Source organism: Microbacterium paulum (assembly GCF_015707995.1).
Classification (GTDB): domain Bacteria; phylum Actinomycetota; class Actinomycetes; order Actinomycetales; family Microbacteriaceae; genus Microbacterium; species Microbacterium paulum.
In genome coordinates this window covers 1-15,923 of sequence record NZ_JAAGRY010000024.1, presented here as the reverse complement: position 1 = coordinate 15,923, position 15,923 = coordinate 1, and the positions used below count along the sequence as shown (strand labels likewise).

At 70.3% G+C, this 15,923-nt stretch carries 16 protein-coding genes and 1 tRNA gene; 9 read left to right on the top strand and 8 right to left on the bottom strand.

Annotation, left to right across the window (positions count from 1 at the left end):
- Window positions 1-100 precede the first annotated feature (100 nt).
- Both G3N18_RS07485 and G3N18_RS07480 read right to left on the bottom strand, forming a co-directional pair.
- Window positions 101-1,252 (bottom strand): SseB family protein, encoded by a 1,152-nt coding sequence (locus tag G3N18_RS07485; RefSeq protein ID WP_196383674.1) that lies wholly within the window; start codon window positions 1,250-1,252, stop codon window positions 101-103.
- Between the two features lie 29 nt (window positions 1,253-1,281).
- Entirely contained in the window at window positions 1,282-3,741 is a 2,460-nt protein-coding gene (locus G3N18_RS07480; RefSeq protein WP_196383673.1) for an ATP-dependent helicase, read from the bottom strand.
- 87 nt (window positions 3,742-3,828) lie between these two features.
- Here G3N18_RS07480 and G3N18_RS07475 point away from each other — a divergent pair, with 87 nt between their 5' ends.
- On the top strand, window positions 3,829-4,227 hold the full coding sequence (locus G3N18_RS07475) for a YccF domain-containing protein (protein WP_196383672.1): 399 nt from the start codon (window positions 3,829-3,831) through the stop codon (window positions 4,225-4,227).
- A gap of 158 nt (window positions 4,228-4,385) precedes the next feature.
- Window positions 4,386-4,461 (top strand) — tRNA-Met (locus G3N18_RS07470).
- Between the two features lie 124 nt (window positions 4,462-4,585).
- Here the strand turns inward: G3N18_RS07470 and G3N18_RS07465 are convergent.
- On the bottom strand, window positions 4,586-5,698 hold the full coding sequence (locus G3N18_RS07465) for a glucodextranase DOMON-like domain-containing protein (protein WP_196383671.1): 1,113 nt from the start codon (window positions 5,696-5,698) through the stop codon (window positions 4,586-4,588).
- On the opposite strand from G3N18_RS07465, the gene G3N18_RS07460 reads away from it, so the two are divergent.
- Window positions 5,642-5,806: a hypothetical protein gene (locus G3N18_RS07460; RefSeq protein WP_196383695.1), complete on the top strand. Its 165-nt coding sequence runs from the start codon at window positions 5,642-5,644 to the stop codon at window positions 5,804-5,806. The two genes, G3N18_RS07465 and G3N18_RS07460, sit on opposite strands and share 57 nt — an antisense overlap.
- 41 nt (window positions 5,807-5,847) lie before the next feature.
- Here the strand turns inward: G3N18_RS07460 and G3N18_RS07455 are convergent, their stop codons facing one another.
- From G3N18_RS07455 to G3N18_RS07445, 3 genes are all read right to left on the bottom strand, one after another.
- Window positions 5,848-7,083, bottom strand: coding sequence for an MFS transporter (locus tag G3N18_RS07455; protein WP_196383670.1), 1,236 nt, complete (start codon window positions 7,081-7,083; stop codon window positions 5,848-5,850).
- Window positions 7,080-7,763, bottom strand: coding sequence for a GntR family transcriptional regulator (locus G3N18_RS07450; protein ID WP_147049667.1), 684 nt, complete (start codon window positions 7,761-7,763; stop codon window positions 7,080-7,082). Before G3N18_RS07450 ends, G3N18_RS07455 begins: the two co-directional genes overlap by 4 nt.
- A gap of 144 nt (window positions 7,764-7,907) precedes the next feature.
- Complete coding sequence (locus G3N18_RS07445; protein ID WP_196383669.1) at window positions 7,908-8,108, bottom strand: hypothetical protein; 201 nt, start codon at window positions 8,106-8,108, stop codon at window positions 7,908-7,910.
- A gap of 246 nt (window positions 8,109-8,354) precedes the next feature.
- Here G3N18_RS07445 and G3N18_RS07440 point away from each other — a divergent pair, with 246 nt between their 5' ends.
- Complete coding sequence (locus G3N18_RS07440; RefSeq protein WP_196383668.1) at window positions 8,355-8,963, top strand: hypothetical protein; 609 nt, start codon at window positions 8,355-8,357, stop codon at window positions 8,961-8,963.
- Window positions 8,960-9,178 (top strand): hypothetical protein, encoded by a 219-nt coding sequence (locus G3N18_RS07435; RefSeq protein WP_230403981.1) that lies wholly within the window; start codon window positions 8,960-8,962, stop codon window positions 9,176-9,178. The genes G3N18_RS07440 and G3N18_RS07435 overlap by 4 nt, the downstream gene beginning before the upstream one ends.
- 148 nt (window positions 9,179-9,326) lie before the next feature.
- Here the strand turns inward: G3N18_RS07435 and G3N18_RS07430 are convergent, their stop codons facing one another.
- Window positions 9,327-9,638 carry a DUF2316 family protein gene (locus tag G3N18_RS07430; RefSeq protein ID WP_196383667.1) on the bottom strand — a complete coding sequence of 104 codons (312 nt, stop codon included), beginning with the start codon at window positions 9,636-9,638 and terminating at the stop codon, window positions 9,327-9,329.
- A gap of 74 nt (window positions 9,639-9,712) precedes the next feature.
- Between G3N18_RS07430 and G3N18_RS07425 the strand changes: the two genes are divergently transcribed.
- Window positions 9,713-10,489 (top strand): alpha/beta fold hydrolase, encoded by a 777-nt coding sequence (locus G3N18_RS07425; RefSeq protein WP_196383666.1) that lies wholly within the window; start codon window positions 9,713-9,715, stop codon window positions 10,487-10,489.
- A 42-nt stretch (window positions 10,490-10,531) separates the two neighbouring features.
- Here G3N18_RS07425 and G3N18_RS07420 read toward each other — a convergent pair whose 3' ends face one another.
- The gene (locus G3N18_RS07420) at window positions 10,532-11,422 is read right to left on the bottom strand and encodes a helix-turn-helix transcriptional regulator (RefSeq protein ID WP_196383665.1); all 891 of its coding nucleotides are present in this window, start codon (window positions 11,420-11,422) and stop codon (window positions 10,532-10,534) included.
- 180 nt (window positions 11,423-11,602) lie between these two features.
- Between G3N18_RS07420 and G3N18_RS07415 the strand changes: the two genes are divergently transcribed.
- From G3N18_RS07415 to G3N18_RS07405, 3 genes are all read left to right on the top strand, one after another.
- Window positions 11,603-12,607, top strand: a complete 1,005-nt coding sequence (locus G3N18_RS07415) for an aldo/keto reductase (protein ID WP_196383664.1) — start codon at window positions 11,603-11,605, stop codon at window positions 12,605-12,607.
- A 225-nt stretch (window positions 12,608-12,832) separates the two neighbouring features.
- Window positions 12,833-14,407, top strand: coding sequence for a carboxyl transferase domain-containing protein (locus G3N18_RS07410; RefSeq protein ID WP_196383663.1), 1,575 nt, complete (start codon window positions 12,833-12,835; stop codon window positions 14,405-14,407).
- Between the two features lie 5 nt (window positions 14,408-14,412).
- On the top strand, window positions 14,413-15,923 hold a 1,511-nt coding region (locus tag G3N18_RS07405; protein ID WP_196383662.1), incomplete at its 3' end, for an acetyl-CoA carboxylase biotin carboxylase subunit.

The window sequence follows — 15,923 nt, the reverse complement described above, 5'->3', positions numbered from 1 at the left end:
GTTCGTGCCGCGCGGCACGCAGCATCCGCCTCACGGGGCGGATGCCGCACGGGGTGGATGCCGCGGGCGCGGCTCCGCGGCGCGGGGTGACCCGGGGCGTTCAGCCGGCGAGGGCGATGACGGGGGCGAGCACGTCGCGGTCGAGTTCGATCCACGGGCCGGCGGGGTCAACCACGATGCCCGTGAGGGCGGGTTCGGATGCCAGGGTCGCGCCCAGCTGCGCCGGCGTGAGCGCCAGCGGGCTGTTGCCGCGACCCATCGCGATGACCTCGAGCGGGTGGCTGTAGACCTCGATGCGGCGCTCGCCGGTCTGCGTGCGCGCCTCGGCGAGTCCGATCGCGCCCGACGGATCTTTGCCGCCCGCGACCCACACCGGCACTCGGGTGAGGGCCTCGGCGACCGCCGCGGCGGTCGCCTCGGTGCGTTCGCCCGAGAGCAGCGCCTTCAGCTCGAACGGGACGGGAGCGCCCTCGTCGAGCGCTTTCTGCACGAGTTCGATCGGCAGCACGAGCCGCGCGCCGACGTTGGCGTGGTCGAGGTAGACCCCGTCGTAGCCCGAGTCGACGGCCGTGCGGAATACGTTGTGCGCCGCCTGGCCGACGACCGACGTGGCCGAGTCGACGACCGCTGCGGCGGCCTCGGCGGCGACGCTCTGCCGCATGGGGTCGCCGCCGCTGAACACCAGCAGAAAGCGCTTGTCCTGGTAGGTCGTGACCGCGAGGTTGAGTCCCTGACCGGCCGCGATCAGCGCCTGTGCGTCGCCCTGCGCGCGCAGGTACAGCTGCCCCTGCAGCGCCTGCCGCATGACGTTCATGATGTCGGCGCTCTGCGGCTCGTCGGGGAGCGCGGCGAGCGCCGCCTGCAGCAGCACGTTGTCGGCGAGCCCGGGGATGGCCTCGGTCGCGGCGGGCGCGGTGGCGGCGGGTCGCGTGGATGCGGGCGCCGCCGGGGCTTCGCTGTCGCCGGATGCCGCGGCGAGGGCGCTGTCGAGCGGGCGGGCCGTCTCGGCGCCGTGGCCGAACGTGTTCACCGAGATCGAGACGTGCGGCACCGGAGCGGCCGGCGCCGCTTCCGCGGGAGCCTCCGTGTCCGGGGCATCGGCGGATACGACGCCAGCGGGTGCAGAGTCGGCGGAAGCCGCGACGGATGCCTCGGCATCCGTCGCATCGACGCCGCCCGTCTCGTCGGCCGCGGGCGCGGCGGGCTCAGGGGTGGGCCGGTCGCTCTTGTCGCGACGCGAGAACAATGCCATGCGTTCGAGCGTAGCCGGGCGGGGCCGGGTCAGAGCTTCGCGATGGGCGCGATCTTGATGAGGAGCTTCTTCGGGCCCGCCGTGTCGAACCGCACGTGCGCGACGCGCTTGGCGCCCTCGCCGGTCACCAGGTCGACCCGGCCTTCGCCGAAGTCGTCGTGGCGGATGCGGTCGCCGGGCGCGAGCTCGAGGTCGCCGTTGTCGCGCACCTTCGCGGGGATGCGGTTGGCGAACTTGGTGATGTCACCCGCCGGCTTCTCGCGGCGCGGCAGGGGCACGAGATCGTCGCCGTAGCGCGAGCCTCCCGATCCGCCGAATCCGCCGCGGCCGCCACCGGGCCGTGCGTTGAGCGCGCGCGACTGCATGCCGCCGCGCGAGTTCACGTCGCCCGGCGATTGGCGCCAGTCGATGAGTTCGTGCGGGATCTCTTGCAGAAAGCGGCTCGGCAGGGCCGCCGAGACTTCGCCGAACTGCGCGCGGGTCATCGCGAGCGAGACATGCAGCTTCTTGCGCGCCCGGGTCAGGGCGACGTAGAAGAGGCGCCGCTCCTCTTGCGGGCCGCCCGGTTCGCCCGCCGAGATCCGGTGAGGGATCAGGTCTTCTTCGACACCCGTGACGAACACGGCGTCGAACTCGAGACCCTTCGCGGTGTGCATCGTCATGAGCGAGACCGACCCCGAGGTGTCGTCGAGGTCGTCGGCGTCTGAGACGAGCGCGACCTCGGTGAGAAAGTCGAGCAGGGTGCCTTCGGGGTTGTTCCGCGCGAACTCGCGCGTGACGGCGACGAGTTCGTCGAGGTTCTCGACGCGCGCCTCGTCTTGCGGGTCTTTCGAGCGGCGAAGCGTGTCGAGGTAGCCCGACTTGTTCAGCAGCACGTTGAGACCCTCGGTGACCGCGGTGGGCGGCGCGACTTCGCCCGAGGCCGGCAGCATGATGGCGGATGCCTCGGCGAGCACCGCATCGAGATGCGCGATGGCCTGCTGGATTTTCGGTCCCACGCCGAGCGCCGACGGGTTCGCGAGCGCGTCGCGGAACGTGATGCCCTCGTCGGCGGCGTAACGCGCGATCGAGGTTTCGGTGACGTCGCCGATGCCGCGGCGGGGGCGGTTGAGGATGCGGCGCACGCTCAGCTCGTCGGCGGGGTTCGCGACGGCGATGAGATACGCCATGGCGTCTTTGATCTCGGCGCGGTCGTAGAACTTGGTGCCGCCCATGATCTTGTAGGGCACCGCCGCGCGGATGAAGATCTCTTCGAGTGCACGCGACTGCGAGTTGGTGCGGTAGAAGACGGCCATCTCGCTGTACGGGATGTCGGCGCGGTGGAGGGCCTCGACCTCGTCGGCGACGAACTGGGCCTCGTCGTGCTGCGAATAGCCGGTGAACCCGATGATGGGGTCGCCCAGGCCGACATCGGTCCAGAGCTTCTTGTCTTTGCGGTCGAAGTTGTTGCCGATGACGGCGTTCGCGGCGTCGAGGATGGTCTGCGTCGACCGGTAGTTCTGCTCGAGCAGCACGACCTTCGCGCCCGGGTAGTCGCGCTCGAACTCGGTGATGTTGCGGATGTCGGCGCCGCGGAACGCGTAGATCGACTGGTCGGAGTCGCCGACCACCGTGAGAGAGGCCGCCTCTTCGGTCGGCGCATCGAAGATCATCATGCCCGTCTCGTGCACCGAGGCGTCGGAGCCGGGCGGGCGGGTGAGTTCGTGGATGAGCGCGTACTGCGCGTGGTTGGTGTCTTGGTACTCGTCGACGAGGATGTGCCGGAACCGTTTGCGGTAGGTGTCGGCGACGTTCGGGAACGCGCGGAAGAGATAGACGGTCTGCCCGATGAGGTCGTCGAAGTCGAAGGCGTTCGCGCGTTGCAGCGCACGCTGATAGTCGGCGAACACCTCGGCGAAGACACGCTCGGCGGGGTCGCTGAGGTTCGCCGTGCGGGCGAACGACTCGGCATCCGCCAACTCGTTCTTGAGCTTCGAAATGCGCCCCTGAACGGATGCCGGGGTGAACCCGAACGCGTCGGCGCCGTGGTCCTTGACGAGGCGTTTGATGAGCGCGCGCGAGTCGCCGGAGTCGTAGATCGTGAAGTTCTTGGTGAAGCCGAAATGCTCGGCCTCGCGGCGGAGGATGCGCACGCACGCGGAGTGGAACGTCGAGATCCACATGCCCTGGGCGACGTCGCCGATGAGGCCGCGCACGCGCTCACGCATCTCTCCCGCGGCCTTGTTGGTGAAGGTGATCGCGAGGATCTGGCTCGGCCAGGCCTCGCGCGAGCGCAGCAGCGACGCGATGCGGCGGGTGAGCACGCTCGTCTTGCCCGAGCCGGCGCCCGCGACGATGAGCAGGGCCGGCCCCCGGTAGGTGACCGCCTCGCGCTGCGGCTCGTTGAGGCCCGCGAGCAGGTCGTCGTCGGCGCGCGGCGCACCCGGGCCGCCGCCCAGGGCGGGGGTTCGCGAGGCGCCGACGATCACGGGTTTGATGGGCTCTGGCATGTCCCGTCAAGTCTAGGTCGGCCCGCCGACACGGCCGCCCCGGCGCCGCGCACAGCGCACCCTCGCCGACCGCGCGAGAATGGAACCATGCGCACCCTGCTCAACATCATCTGGATCGTCTTCGCTGGGTTCTGGCTCTTCCTCGGCTACGTGCTCGCCGGCGTGCTGCTGTGCATCCCGATCATCACGATCCCGTGGGCGATCGCGTCGTTCCGCACGGCGGGTTACGTCATCTGGCCGTTCGGGCGCACGATCGTCTCCAAGCCGACGGCGGGCGTGGGCTCCTTCCTCGGGAACGTCGTGTGGGTGATCTTCGCCGGATGGTGGCTGGCGCTCGGCCACCTCGCGAGCGGCATCGCCCTGTGCATCACGATCATCGGCATCCCGATGGCGATCGCCGACTTCAAGATGATCCCGATCTCGCTCATGCCGCTCGGCAAAGACATCGTCTCGACGAGGCAGGGCGCGTTCGACAGCACCTTCTGACGGCGCCCCGCGCGCAGGCGCGCGATGGATGCCGAGGTGCGTCACAGTGCGTCGCACACCGCAACCCCTCGTCACATCCGAGGCGTATGTCGCAGGCTCGGGTTACGGTGGCTGCACTCCCCGGAGCACTGCTTCGGGGAAAGCCCCGCAATGGGCATCGCGGCGATCCGGGTGGTCCCGGGCACCGGTTCATACCCGGTTGCGTTGCGGGTTCGACTCCCGCCGTCGCGTCCATTCGCGAACGCACGCGATCCCAATGTTTTCAGGGGATCGCGGCCACTTGGCTCCGCCCGACGATAACCGCCTGGACGCCAATTGGACACACTCCGAGCACAGCGATCCGTATTGCGCCGTGGATCTACGGCCGATGGCGTTCCAGACGCGAGCGGACGTGGCGCAGTGCGGCACCGGCCACGAGTGCCAGCAGAGCGAGCGCCGTCAGTAGCAGGATCGGCACGTCGGCGCCGGTGACGGCGAGCGTTCCGGTCGGTGCGGCGGCCGCCGTCACGGTGAGGTTCGCCCATGCCGAGCCGGATGCCGCTCCCCGCACCTCGATGCGGTGCGCGCCCGGTGGCGTGTCGCGAGGGACGGTGACGACGGTCGAGAATGCGCCCCAGGCGTCGGATGCCGCCAGGGCGAGGTCCACGGGATCGGAGTGCAGCGTCACCTGCAACGACTCGGTCGGTGCGAAGCCCGCGCCGGTCACCGTCAACTTGCCGCCGGCTGCGACGGTTCCGCCCGCGATGGCGATCGTCGGGAACGTACCCGGATCGGCCCCCGGGTCCGGGCCCGGATCGGTCCCGGGGTCCGTGCCCGGATCGGTACCGGGGTCGGCGGCACGTTCCAGCGCGAGGTAGGGAGCGATCACCGGACCGCGCGTCCAGTCCATGACCTCGGCCTGCGACCTCGCTCCCGTAAACAGATCGAACGCGTTCGAGTCGGACGTGTCGGTGTCTCGCGAGGGGTCCTGGTCGGTGAAGCTTCCGGCTCCACCGCCGCCGCGGAAGGGACCGACGAAGTCCGGGCACTCGATGCCCTGCGCGCACTGTGCGCTGTAAATGGGGCGCACGTTGCCCACGCCTTCGCCGTCCTCTGCGTCGCTGAACATGGCCACCTGGTACCCGGTCGCGGCCAGGTCGCTCCCCCCGAAGACTGCAGCCGGTACGGTGGCGACGATCGACCCGCTCGGGTCGACGTCGAGGGTGACAGCGCCGACGCGCCGGTGGTCGGCGTCGTAGACACCGCCGCCGAACGCGGCATCCGCGTACCGGCCGTCCGCAACGATCGCGTACGTCCACGCGCCCTCTGTGAAGGTGTTCGTACCGGGCAGCATGGGCGTCACCGCTGCCGATGAGCCGTCGCGCACGTAGATGTTGACCCGCTGCGTGCTCATGCCCGAGCCACCCCAGGGATTGTGGATCTCGCCACCCGTCGCCACGACGAATCGGACGAGGTCGCCGTCCCGATACACATCCAGGCCCGTCAGGTCGAAGCTGCCGGTCGGATAGGTTTACGTACCCGGCCCGTTGTCGTCGCCGACCGGATCCTCGACCGAGCCGGGCAGGATGCCGAGGGTTGATCGCCGAGGCCCGCAGAGACATTGCCCCGCGATCACTGGTGTCAGCCGGTCGGCAGGTGGCGACGCCCGCTCATGGCGACCACGCCGAGGCTGAGGGCTGCGATCAGGGAGCCCGCGAGGAACATCGCAGAATACGTGATCCACGCGCCGAGCGCCGCCAGGATGGCCGGGATGAAGAAGCCCAGATAGGTCAGCGAGTAGTACACGGCGGTGAGCCCCGCGAGGTCGTCGGGTCCTGCGATGCGCTGGATCTCGCGCAGACCGCCGACCAGCAGCATGCCGTAGGCGGTGCCCAGCGCGGCGGCCGCGACGAACGCCCAGGGCAGCGAGTGCAGGCCGACGGCGACGGCGGCCAGGCACATCGCGGGGACGGTCACCGCCAGCGCGGCGACGACGCCGCGCGCGGAGCGCGGCGAGTCGACCCGGGCGGCGAGCTTCTGCACGGCGACGCCGCAGCCGAGAGCGACCACGCACAGCAGGCCCGAGATCCCCACCTCCAGGCCCGGCACCTGCGACATCATCAGCCCCGGCAGGATGGCGTAGGCGCTGGCGGCAGTGCCGAACACCCACGGCGCCATGGGTACGACAACCAGCAGGAACCGCCGGTCCATTGCGGTCGGTATGCGCAGGTCATCGAGCAGCGGCGCGGCGTCCCGGCGGCGCCGGCGGGTCTCGGGCGCCTGCAGCAGCACGAAGAAGGCGGCCAGGGTGATGGCGATGTGCACGACGTAGGGGGATGCCGCCGGCAACGGTCCGAACTGCGCGAGCGCGGCGGCGACGCCGGCGCCGAGCGCGAAGCCCGACGTCAGCGCGAGCGCGGCACGCGACGCGCCGCGGCCGTCGGCGCTGTCGAGTTCGAACGGCGCCTCGGAGAGCTCCTTGACCCAGCTGGTCCCCACAGCCATCACCAGGCCCAGGGCAACGCCCGAGAGCACCCGGCCGGCGAACAGCAGGGGCGCCGAAGCCGCGCCGACCGCCAGCAGAGCGCTGCCGGCCACGGCGATCAGCGGTGCCGGCACGAAGAGCGGGCGCCGGCCGTAGCGGTCCGAGAGCGGACCGCCCAGCAGCAGCGCGGGTACGATGCCGAGCACGTAGGCACCGAGCAGGACGTTGACCGTCAGCGCGCTCATGTGGTCGATCTGGCGGTACATGACCAGCAACGGGGTGAACTCGTTCCCTCCCCACGCGACGGCGAACAGCGCGGCGCCCACGCTCAGCCACGGCGCGGCAGCGCGGGGCGCGGCAGCGACGGTCGGAACCTCGGCGGTTGCGCTCACGACAGCAGATCCCGGTGCGTGTTGCGGATGTGCCGCGCGAGCGCCACCTCGAAGGCATCCGGGTCACGATCGCCGATGAGGCGTGCGAGCAGCTCATGGTCGGCGAGCACCTGTGGGGTGCGATCCTCTCGCCGCCAGAGCGAGCGCGTGACCATCCGTCGTTGACGGTCCCGCAGCGTCGCGAAGAACCCGCCCAGCAGGGCATTCTCACCCGCCTCCACGATGGCGGCGTGGAAGGCGGTGTCGGCTTCGGCGAGTCCGTCGAGATCCTGCTCGACGAAGGCCGCGCGTTGCCGCTCGATGATGGCGGTGAGGATGGCCACGAGGCCCTGCGCCCGCTCGCTGTCGCGACCGACTCGGCGCACGGAATCCGTCTCGATGAGCACGCGGGCGTCGACGACGTCTTCGAGTTCGTGCGGCTGGGCTTCGGCGATGAGGGCCCCGCGTTTGGGATACAGCCGCATCCACCCCTCGGCCTGCAGGCTCAAGAATGCCTCACGCACGGGCGTGCGGCTCATCCCGAGCGACTCGGCGATCGAGCCCTCGCTGACCATCGACCCACCGGGCAGCTCTCCGTCCAGAATCCGCTGCTTGACGACCTGATAAGCAATCTCCGCCGCGGAGCGCGTGTCGACCGCGCGGGTCGAGCTTGCGGCGATGTCGCTTTCCAACGTATTCATGACATAGATACTAGTCGCATCTATGTCATGAATCGGCTGGTCGAGTCCCGCTCGAACGGCCGGGCGGTTCCCGCGCATCGGCGCGCGGCACCGCCCGGCGTCGTCGGGGGCATACCCGGTGAGCTGGTCCCCGCCGGAGCGACGTCAGCGGGCGTACACCTTCGCCTCCCACGGACTCAGGGCGGCATCGGCACGATCCTCGCCGACCACGTTGTTCAAGATCGGACGCTCGTCGCGCCAATAGTCGCGCTCGGCTTCGGGGAGGTGCGGGGTCACCGCCGACGAGGACAGGTTCGCGATCACCAGCAGGCGCTGGGCGCCGAGGGTGCGTCGGAAGGCGAACACGGCCGGCGCGCCGACGTCCAGTCGCGTCTCTTCACGAAAGGCCGCGATCCCAATTGTTTCAAAGGATCGTGGCCGCTTTGCTCCTCTTCGGTGACGACCATCCGGACACCAGATGGACACACCTTGACCACGACGCCCAGTTCGCGTTCTCGTCACGTGGATCACGTCTTCCGATTTTCCTGTAATCGTGCTTACATGTAATCCCGTAACGATGATCGCAGGAATACCTGGAAACCGAGGAGCGCGATGAAGGGCAACGAGCTGGTCTGGCGTGCTCTCGCAGATCGTGCGCTCGAAGGGCAGCGGACCTGGCGGAACGTCGCCGACCTCGCCTACGAAGCGGGCGTGCCGAGCACAACCGCCTACCTTGCTCTTGAGCGCCTGGAGAGCAACGGGACGATCGATCGGTACAGCCGGGGCGGGCTCGCGGTCGTCAGCATCGACAAGCTCCTGACGATGCTGTGCGCGTGGCGCAACCTCGAGCGCGACACCCTCGCCTGGACGACGCGCGAAGGCATCGGTCCGGTTCTCGACTCGAAGCTGGGCCCCTACGCGCTCGGCGGCGCTGATGCGGCGAACGCGATCCTGAAAGGCCGAGCCGTCGCGGACTTCAACGAACACATCGTGTACCTGCCCGCGTCCGTGAATCTCACCTCCCTGCCCGCCGGCAGGGAGGTACGCGTGCTGTCGATGGACAAGCGTGCGGCGAAGACCTGGAGCGGGTTCTCGAGTCTTGCTCAGACGTATGCCGATCTCTTCGCGACTCCGGGGTGGCAGTCATCCGAGTTTCGGAACGCCTTGCGCGACAGCTTCGTGCGGGACCGCGAGTGGGATCAGGAAGGTGACGTGCGATGACGATTCTCGGAGCGGACGATGAGGGCCGCCTTCGTGCTCTGCTGGACTCGCTCGGGTACGACCTCGAGCCCTCGATCCTTATCGGAGGGTGGGCGACGAACGCGCGCGTCGGCGGCGAGATCAGCCACGACATAGACCTGATCATCACCGACCAGAACCTGCGGCAGAGACTCCCGCAACGCCTCACAGAGTACAGCGAGAACCACCCCGCGTGATTCCACGCTTTCCCAGCAGCACCGAAATCCGCGCGACCGCAGTTTCGACTCCCGCCGTCGCGTCCGCTGACGGCGAGAAGCCGCGTTCCGCCGCGCGGCCGGCGCCAGACACCCCGACAGCTTCAGCGCAGATGCCGGGGCGCCCTCGTCACACGCTGAAATCGTGGCGCGGGGCGGCGCGCGGCGCGAACCAGCGTTCGGCCATGCGCCGGCTCTGGGTCGTGAGCACGGTGAACGGCACCGGCTCACCGCCGGCGTCGCGCACGGCGTGCTCGAGACAATCGCGCAGCAGCCACACGTCTGACGGATCACCCGATTCCGTGGCGTTCAGCGCCGCGTCGAGGCGCGCCTCATCGAATGCGAGATCGGCCGCCACCTCGGCGCGGGTGAGGCTCGTGCGGGCGAGATTCGCCGCGAGTTCCGCGCGGGTCCGAGAGAGTTCTTCGGCGTCGAGGCTCATGCCTTCACGCTACGCCGCCGCGGCGGCTCGGCGGGCCTCTTGCCTGTGTCGGATGCCCCTGGTTTCATCACCTCATGCGACAAGTCACCTCTGCCGACGGCACTCCGATCGCGGTCTTCGAGACGGGCGCCGGCGATCCCGTCGTCATCGTCAACGGGGCGTTCTCGACGGCGCACGATGCGGAGGGACTCGCGCACGCCCTCGCCGAAGGGGGCTTCCGCGCCGTCACCTACGACCGCCGCGCGCGCGGCGAGAGCGGCGACACTCCACCCTTCACGCCGCAGCGCGAGGCCGAAGACCTCGCCGCCGTGATCGCCTCGACAGGCGCCGAGTCTGCCGTGCTCGGCCATTCGTCGGGCGCGGTGCTGGCGCTGTTCGCGGCATCGCTCGGCACCCCCGTGCGACACCTCTTCCTCTCCGAGCCGCCGTTCCACTTCGGCGAGGGCGATCCCGCACCCGACTTCGTCGACCGACTGCAGGCCGCCGTCGACGAGGGGCGGGCGGCCGACGCCGTGATGCTCTTCCAACGCGAGGGCGTGGGGCTACCCGACGACGTGATCGCCCAGATCCGGCAGAGTCCGCTGTTCGAGACACTCCTCCCCCTCGCGCGATCGACCGTGTACGACGCCACGCTCACGCGCGATCTGTCGACGCCGACGCCCGACATGCTCGCCATCCCAGCACCGGTGACGATCCTCTGCGGCGAGCAGACCTTCCCGATGCTCTCGGCGGCGGCCGAGCGCCTCGCGAGCGAGCTGGCGGGCGCCGAGTTGCTCGGCATGCCCGAATCGGTCATGCACCGCCTCGACGCCACAGCGGCCGCGCGCGTCGTGAGCGAGCGCCTGACCTAGCGCCGGCTCCGGCAGACCCCGCTGACCCGGCCCGCCCCGCCCCTACGCCCGCTCGGTAGGCGCCGCGGCGCGCGGCGAGGGCAGATCGGTGGTCGCGGCCCAGCTGGCGAGCATGCGCAGCGCGTCGGCCGACGGCGAGCCGGGTTCGGCGGTGTAGGTCGAGAGGGTAAGCCCCGGGTCGGCGGGCAGCTCGAAGGCCTCGTAGGTGAGTTCCATCTCTCCGACGAGCGGGTGGTGCAGCCGTTTGACGCCGCTGCGGTGATAGCGCACGTTGTGCGCCGCCCACAGGGTGCGAAAGCGCTCCGACCGGGTCGACAACTCGCCCACCAGGTCGGTGAGGCGACGGTCGAAGGGGTTCCGCCCCGCCTCGCCACGCATCGTGGCGACGAGGTCTTGCGTGTTCTTGTCCCACTCGGGGTAGAAGTCGCGCGCCGCGGGGTCGAGAAAGGCGAAGCGCGCACTGTTCGGTGCCGGGTCGCCGAACACCGGTGAATAGAGCGCACGGCCGAGCGCGTTCGCGGCGACGTAGTCGAAATAGTTGTTGCGCAAGATCGCCGGGGCATCCGTCATGGCATCCAGAAGACGCTGGATGCTCGGACGCACGGCATCCGTCTTGGCACGGGGCCTGCGGGCGCCGGGCGACGCGTTCGCGGTGCGGGCAAGGTCGAACAGGTGCGCGGTCTCGGCCTCGTCGAGTTGCAGCCCGCGGGCGAGCGCGTCGAGCACGCTGTCGGAGGCTCCGGAGAGATCGCCGCGCTCGAGCCGCGTGTAGTAGTCGACGCTCACGCCTGCCAGCAGCGCCACCTCTTCGCGGCGTAGCCCCGGCACGCGGCGGTGACCGCCGGCCGACCAGGCGGGAAGGCCCGCCCGCTCGGGCGTGAGGCGGGCGCGCCGGGTCGAGAGGAACTCCCGCACTTCGCTGCGATGATCCATGCCTCGACGCTACGCCGCCGCCGGGCGCGGTGGGAGGGCCTGTCATTACCGGGCACGGCGCGCACTGTCGCGGGCGCGCCGCGAGGCGTTGACTGGCGACACGTTCGACGGTCTGACGAAAGGACCTCTCATGACCCACTCCGCTTTGTCCTTCCCTCGCGACACCCCCGGGGAGGCGTGATGCACACGCGCATTCTCGGCGAGGGACTCGGCCCCGGGCGGGGCCTCGCGGTGTCGGCCGTCGGGCTCGGCGCCATGGGCATGTCGATGAGCTATGGCCCGAACCCCGGAGACCGCGCCGACATGATCGGCGTGCTGCGGCACGCGATCGACCGGGGCGTCACCTTCATCGACACGGCCGAGGTCTACGGCCCCTTCGACAACGAGCGGCTCGTCGGCGAAGCGATTGCGCCCGTGCGCGACCATGTCGTCGTCGCGACGAAGTTCGGTTTCCGCATCGAGGGCACCGCGATGGCGGGCACCGATTCGCGACCGTCGCACATTCGCGAAGTGGCGGATGCCTCGCTCCGCCGCCTCGGCATCGAGACGATCGACCTGTTCTACCAGCACCGGGTCGACCCGGCGGTGCCGATCGAAGACGTCGCCGGCACCGTGGGCGAACTGATCGCCGAGGGCAAGGTGCGCCACTTCGGGCTCTCCGAGGCATCCGCGGCGACGATCCGCCGCGCGCACGCGGTGCAGCCGGTCACGGCCGTGCAGAGCGAGTATTCGCTGTGGACGCGCGACCCCGAGCCCGAGGTGCTGCCGACGTGCGCCGCGCTCGGGATCGGGTTCGTGCCGTTCTCGCCCCTCGGCAAGGGGTTTCTCACCGGTACCGTCTCCGCCGATGCGCAGTTCGCCGCCGGAGAGATCCGCGCGCGCGTGCCGCGCTTCACGCCCGAGAACCTCCGCGCCAACCAGGTGCTCGTCGATCGGGTGCGGGCTCTGGCCGACGCACGCGACGCGACTCCTGGTCAGATCGCCCTCGCCTGGCTGCTGGCCCAGCAGCCGTTCATCGTGCCGATTCCGGGCACCCGCCGCCGGGAGCGGGTCGACGAGAACGCCGCCGCGACCGCGGTGCGGCTCTCGGCCCACGACGTCGCCGAGCTCGACGCGCTCGCGGCGACGGTCGGGGTCGCCGGCGACCGCTACGACGCGGCGGGCATGGCCGCGGTGGGGTTGTGATCGCCCGGTGATCACCCGGTGATCGCCCGGTGATCACCCGGTGATCCCGCGGGGGGGTCACCATCCGTCGGACCGGCGGTGCAGGTGGCGTCTGGCGGTGCCCACAGGGCACCACCAGCCCCTCGGCTCCGACGGATGTTGACGCACCTCCGCCATGGACGTTTCGGTTAACGTGCAGTAACCTGAGGTTTCAGTTACCGAGCGATAATCCAACGGAGGATTGTCATGGCGACCGCCCCGCCCCCGCGCACCGACTACCGCGCGCTCGTCGACGACCTGCGTGCCCGGCGCGCACGCGTCGCCGCAGGCGGGCCCGAGTCATCCCGTCTGCGGCACGTGGCGCGGGGAAAGCTGCTCGCCCGTGACCGCATCGACACCCTGCTCGACCGGGGCAGCCCGTTCCTCGAGCTCGCCCCGCTCGCCGCCGACGGCCTCTACGGCGGCGACGCGCCCGCCGCCGGGGTCGTCGCCGGCATCGGACTCGTACACGGGCGGCACGTCATGGTGGTCGCCAACGACGCGACCGTCAAGGGCGGCACCTACTACCCAATGACGGTGAAGAAGCACCTGCGCGCGCAAGAGGTCGCCGCCGAGAACCGTCTGCCCTGCATCTACCTCGTCGACTCGGGCGGCGCGTTCCTGCCGATGCAGGACGAGGTGTTCCCCGATCGCGACCACTTCGGGCGCATCTTCTACAACCAGGCGCGCATGTCGCGCGCCGGCATCGCTCAGATCTCGGCCGTCATGGGCTCGTCCACCGCGGGCGGGGCGTACGTCCCCGCGATGAGCGACGAGACGGTCATCGTGCGGAACCAGGGCACGATCTTCCTCGGCGGGCCGCCGCTCGTGAAGGCGGCGACCGGCGAGGTCGTGACGGCCGAGGAGCTCGGCGGCGGCGTCACGCATTCCCGCATCTCGGGCGTCACCGATCACCTCGCCGAGAACGACGCGCACGCCCTGCAGCTCGTGCGCGACATCGTCGATACCCTCCCCCGCCCCGCGCCGCTCCCCTACGACCTCGACCCCGGTGATGCGCCGCTGCACGACGCCGACACCCTCTACGACGTCGTACCGGTCGAGCTGACCACCCCCTACGACGCCCGCGAGATCATCGCGCGCCTCGTCGACGGCAGCCGGTTCACCGAGTTCAAGCGCGAGTACGGCGACACCCTCGTGACGGGCTTCGCGCACCTCCACGGGCACCCGGTCGGCATCGTCGCCAACAACGGGGTGCTGTTCGCCGAATCGGCGCTGAAGGGCGCGCATTTCATCGAGTTGTGCGACCAGCGCGGCATCCCGCTGCTGTTCCTGCAGAACATCACCGGGTTCATGGTGGGGCGCGAGTACGAGCACGGCGGCATCGCCAAGCAGGGCGCCAAGATGGTGAACGCCGTCGCGTGCGCGCGCGTGCCGAAGCTCACCGTCGTCGTCGGTGGGTCGTTCGGCGCCGGCACCTACTCGATGTGTGGGCGGGCCTATTCGCCGCGGTTCCTGTGGCTGTGGCCGGGTGCCCGCGTGTCGGTGATGGGCGGTCCGCAAGCGGCATCCGTGCTCTCGACGGTACGCGGGGAGCAGTTGGATGCCGCGGGCACCCCCTGGTCCGACGACGACAGAGCGGCCTTCGAAGCGCCCATCCGCGCGCAGTACGAAGAACAGGGAAGCCCCTACTATTCGACGGAGCGCCTGTGGGACGACGGCGTGATCGAACCGGCGCAGACCCGCGACGTGCTCGGCCTCGCGCTCGATGTCGTCTCGCGCGCCCCGATGGAGGGCGTCGGCTACGGCGTCTTCCGGATGTGATCCCCATGACGACCACCGCCTCCCCCCGCATCGAGAAAGTCCTCATCGCCAACCGCGGCGAGATCGCGGTGCGGATCATCCGCACGCTCCGCCGCCTCGGCATCCGCTCGGTCGCCGTCTACAGCGACGCCGACGCCGGAGCCGTGCACGTGCGCCTCGCCGACGAAGCCGTACGCCTCGGGCCCGCCGCCGCGAGCGAGAGCTACCTGTCGATCGAGCGGGTGCTGGATGCCGCGCACCGCACCGGCGCGCAGGCGATCCACCCGGGGTTCGGGTTCCTCGCCGAGAACGCCGAGTTCGCCCGCGCGTGCGCCGACGCCGGCATCGTCTTCATCGGGCCGTCGCCCGAGGCGATCGAGGTGATGGGCGACAAGATCTCGGCCAAGCAGACCGTCGAAGCGCGCGGCGTGCGCACCGTTCCGGGCCTCGCCCGCCCGGGCCTGACCGACGACGAGCTGATCGCGGGGGCGTCGGAGGTCGGCTTCCCCGTGCTGATCAAGCCGTCCGCAGGCGGCGGCGGCAAGGGCATGCACGTCGTCGACGACCCGTCGGGGCTCGCCGCGGCGGTCGCCGCGGCGCGGCGCGAGGCCGCGGCATCCTTCGGCGACGACACCCTCTTCCTCGAACGCTACGTCACCTCGCCGCGGCACATCGAGGTGCAGATCCTTGCCGATCAGCACGGCACCGTCATCCACCTCGGCGAGCGCGAGTGCTCGCTGCAGCGGCGACACCAGAAGGTCGTCGAAGAGGCCCCGTCGCCGCTCCTCGACGACGCGACCCGCGCCCGCATCGGCGAAGCCGCCTGCGAGACCGCGCGCAGCGTCGGCTACGTCGGCGCCGGCACCGTAGAGTTCATCGTGCCCGGCGACAGCCCCGGCGACTTCTTCTTCATGGAGATGAACACGCGCCTGCAGGTCGAGCACCCCGTCACCGAGATGATCACCGGGCTCGACCTCGTGGCCGAGCAGTTGCGGATTGCGGCGGGCGAACCGCTCGGCATCACTCAAGTCGACGTACACCTGAACGGTCACGCGATCGAGGTGCGCGTGTACGCCGAAGATCCCCGGACCGGGTTCCTGCCGACCGGTGGGCACATCGAGCGCGTCGTGCATCCCGCCGGCGACGGCATCCGGGTCGATTCCGCCCTCGAGGACGGACTCGACGTGTCAACCGACTACGACCCGATGCTCGCGAAGATCATCGCGTGGGCACCGACCCGCGATGAGGCACGGCGCCGCCTCATCACCGCCATCGACGACACCGCGATCTTCGGGTTCGAGACCAACCTCACCTTTCTGAAGCTGCTGCTCGAACGCCCCGAGGTCGCTGCCGGCGACCTCGACACCGGGCTCATCGCGCGCGTCTTCGACGACCTGGCCTTCGCCGAGGCATCCGAGCGCACGTTCGCAGAGGCGGCCCTCGTGCTGCACGCGTTCGCGGCGCGCGGCGCGGCCACGCACGGCAGCGCGGACGGCTCGGCGGCGAGCGGCTCACGGGCGACAGGGCCGTGGGCACG